The organism is Pseudanabaena cinerea FACHB-1277 (genome assembly GCF_014696345.1).
GTDB lineage: Bacteria > Cyanobacteriota > Cyanobacteriia > Pseudanabaenales > Pseudanabaenaceae > Pseudanabaena > Pseudanabaena cinerea.
Genome location: NZ_JACJPY010000172.1, coordinates 1 through 2,425, shown reverse-complemented (window position 1 = coordinate 2,425; position 2,425 = coordinate 1). Strand labels below are relative to the sequence as shown.

Sequence of the window (2,425 nt, the reverse complement as noted above, 5' to 3'; positions counted from 1 at the left end):
GCGGATTGATGTATTTCCTGCTTCGTAGGCTGTTACGATCTTCTTTCTGAAATCTAGGGAATATGCTGGCATAGCTCTTTTTTTCCTGCTTTTCTGTTTCTTTCCATTGTACCCCTTAATGCCTCAACAGGCTGTAATTAAACGGCAAGCTTATGGTTTTTTGAACTTTATAAACTTTCGTTCTAGATTGTTAGCCTGTCTTTCTAATTAGTTTTGCTTATCCCCATGAACCCAGAAGAGCCGAAGAGTATCTCTATTTAGCCCAGCGTCCGATGATTGAGAATTTAGTGAATATGGTGGTGCTTTCGCCGTTGTTGTCCTGTGCAGGTTTTTATCATGCGCCTTTTTTTGTGCGTGTGGAAGAGTCGATCGCTATTTCCATAGAAGATCGGGATCAAGTAATCAAGGGACAGATTGATTTATTGGTGGTGCAAGATGCGCTCTGGGTTGTGGTAATTGAGGCAAAACATAGTGCTTTTAATGTGATGGTGGCTTTGCCGCAAGTATTGACCTATATGAGTGCTAATCAAGGCGATCGCCCTGTATTTGGGATGATTACTAATGGTAGTGATTTTCATTTTGTGAAGTTGATGCGATCGCAATATGCTTTGTCGAAACGGTTTTCTCTGTATGATGCTGACAATGCGCTCTATGATGTGTTGCGAATTTTAAAATATCTTGGTCAATTAGCAATTTCTGGTTATGCTAATGGTGCGGAAATTGTTTGAGATAATTTTGCCTGAAACTTGGGTTAATTAAAAGTTAATTGAGGTGGTATTGATGCGTCAGTTAGGGGTTCTCGCTTTTGCCTTGCTTGCTTATATGGCGACTCAATCTGGTGCGGTTGAAGCACGGAGAGCAGGGGATGAATTTCTTAATAATTCTGTCCCGCGTAATCTTCTCAAGCCAATTCCTAGTACTTCGGCTCCCAGTCCTAAGTTTTCTCAGGGTTTGTTTGATCGTTTGAGTAATCAGCTATTACAGGCGGTCAAGGCTAGAGATACTGACCAAGTTATCAAAATTTTCAATACGATGGAGCAGCAGGGAGCGATCCCACAGCCGCCGAGATTTGCAGCAGTCGATCCAGAGTTTGATGCGCTGAATAGGCGTTTGCATGAGTTGGTGAAGGCGCGGGACTGGGTGAGTGTTTTGCGGTATGTGGATGCGATGACTGTTTACAATAAGCCTTTTAATAAGCAACGGGCGGATGCGCTCAAGGCTTATCGTCCTAAGATCGAGAAAATCAGTTATTACTACATTGCGCCATTGCAGGTCAATAATACAGCTAGTGGCGGGATTACGGTGACGGGGCAGACAAATCTTCCTGAAAATTTTCGATTGGAGTTGGATGTGATTACTGGTTTTCGGGATGATGTGCGAACTTTTGATGGTATGCCCATTTATCGTTTTGCGGATCTTGTGGAGCAGGAGAAGTTTACAACGGTATCGAATCGCCGTTTTAGTTTTAAGGTCAGCAGGTTTGAGAAAAATCCCGATGGAGCTTGTGCGATCCATCTCGGTTCGCCGCCAAAAACAAATATCTCTTTCCCGCAACAGCCTCCAGAAATTATCCGCATTTTAGGCAGGAGTTTTGAGTTTTTGGATGGTCCGCAGGTGTTGAAGGGTTCTAAGCACGTCATTTTGATGACTCAAAATTTTTCCTGTTGAATGTAGCGTAGTTTTTGATTTCATCAAAATCACTTCTTTAGTCGCAGATATCAATTTACAACCAAAGGGTAATCATATAATTATGCTGATTGGACTAATTAAAGAACATATTGAAATAACTACGGGTATTTGTGGTGGTAAGCCGCGTATCGCTGGACACCGTATTAAGGTACAGGATATTGCGATTTGTTATGAAAGATTAAGTATGTCACCTATGGAAATTGTTAGTCATTATCCTAGTATTGGTTTGGCGGATGTTCATGCAGCTCTGGCTTACTATTACGACCATCGTGTTGAGATAAATCGTCAAATTGAGGAGGGTGAAAGGTTGGCGGATGAGATGAGAGCTAATACTCCTTCGTTATTACAACAAAGGTTAAAGGAACGCGGTATGAGTTATGATTCGCTTTCATCTTGATGAAAATGTTAGTAATGCGATCGCGATCGGGTTAAGAAGACTTGACATTGATGTAACCACAACTCCTGAACAAGGTATGCGAGGTGTAATAGATGAGGAACAGTTAGCTTTTGCGCTCTCTCAAGGTCGGGTAATTTTTACGCAAGATGATGATTTTTTGATTCTGCATCAATTGGGTGTTAGTCATGCTGGTATTGCTTATTGCAAGCAAGGAACACGAACGATGGGCGAAATTATTGGGAGCATCCCAAGTTTGCGGTAAGTAAATATACTTATGTACAAGCAAGGAAGAAATAGGAAGAATAAAGAGGAATAAAAATAGTAACAAGAAAATGCAGT

Annotated in this window: 4 protein-coding genes; all 4 read left to right on the top strand. The window is 41.5% G+C overall.

All coding sequences use genetic code 11. The features are described from left to right. Positions 1–272 precede the first annotated feature (272 nt). Positions 273–728: a type I restriction endonuclease gene (locus tag H6F44_RS22645; protein ID WP_190353342.1), complete on the top strand. Its 456-nt coding sequence runs from the start codon at positions 273–275 to the stop codon at positions 726–728. Between the two features lie 52 nt (positions 729–780). Next, positions 781–1,668 carry a hypothetical protein gene (locus tag H6F44_RS22640; RefSeq protein WP_190353341.1) on the top strand — a complete coding sequence of 296 codons (888 nt, stop codon included), beginning with the start codon at positions 781–783 and terminating at the stop codon, positions 1,666–1,668. Positions 1,669–1,750: 82 nt separating this feature from the next. Then, positions 1,751–2,086, top strand: a complete 336-nt coding sequence (locus H6F44_RS22635) for a DUF433 domain-containing protein (protein ID WP_190353340.1) — start codon at positions 1,751–1,753, stop codon at positions 2,084–2,086. Further along, positions 2,067–2,348, top strand: coding sequence for a DUF5615 family PIN-like protein (locus H6F44_RS22630; RefSeq protein WP_190353339.1), 282 nt, complete (start codon positions 2,067–2,069; stop codon positions 2,346–2,348). The genes H6F44_RS22635 and H6F44_RS22630 overlap by 20 nt, the downstream gene beginning before the upstream one ends. The last annotated feature ends 77 nt before the right edge of the window (positions 2,349–2,425 follow it).

Coding starts and splice junctions, on each gene's coding strand:
- H6F44_RS22645 (WP_190353342.1), top strand. CDS start 273: ATGATTGAGAATTTAGTGAATATGGTGGTGCTTTCGCCGTTGTTGTCC.
- H6F44_RS22640 (WP_190353341.1), top strand. CDS start 781: ATGCGTCAGTTAGGGGTTCTCGCTTTTGCCTTGCTTGCTTATATGGCG.
- H6F44_RS22635 (WP_190353340.1), top strand. CDS start 1,751: ATGCTGATTGGACTAATTAAAGAACATATTGAAATAACTACGGGTATT.
- H6F44_RS22630 (WP_190353339.1), top strand. CDS start 2,067: ATGATTCGCTTTCATCTTGATGAAAATGTTAGTAATGCGATCGCGATC.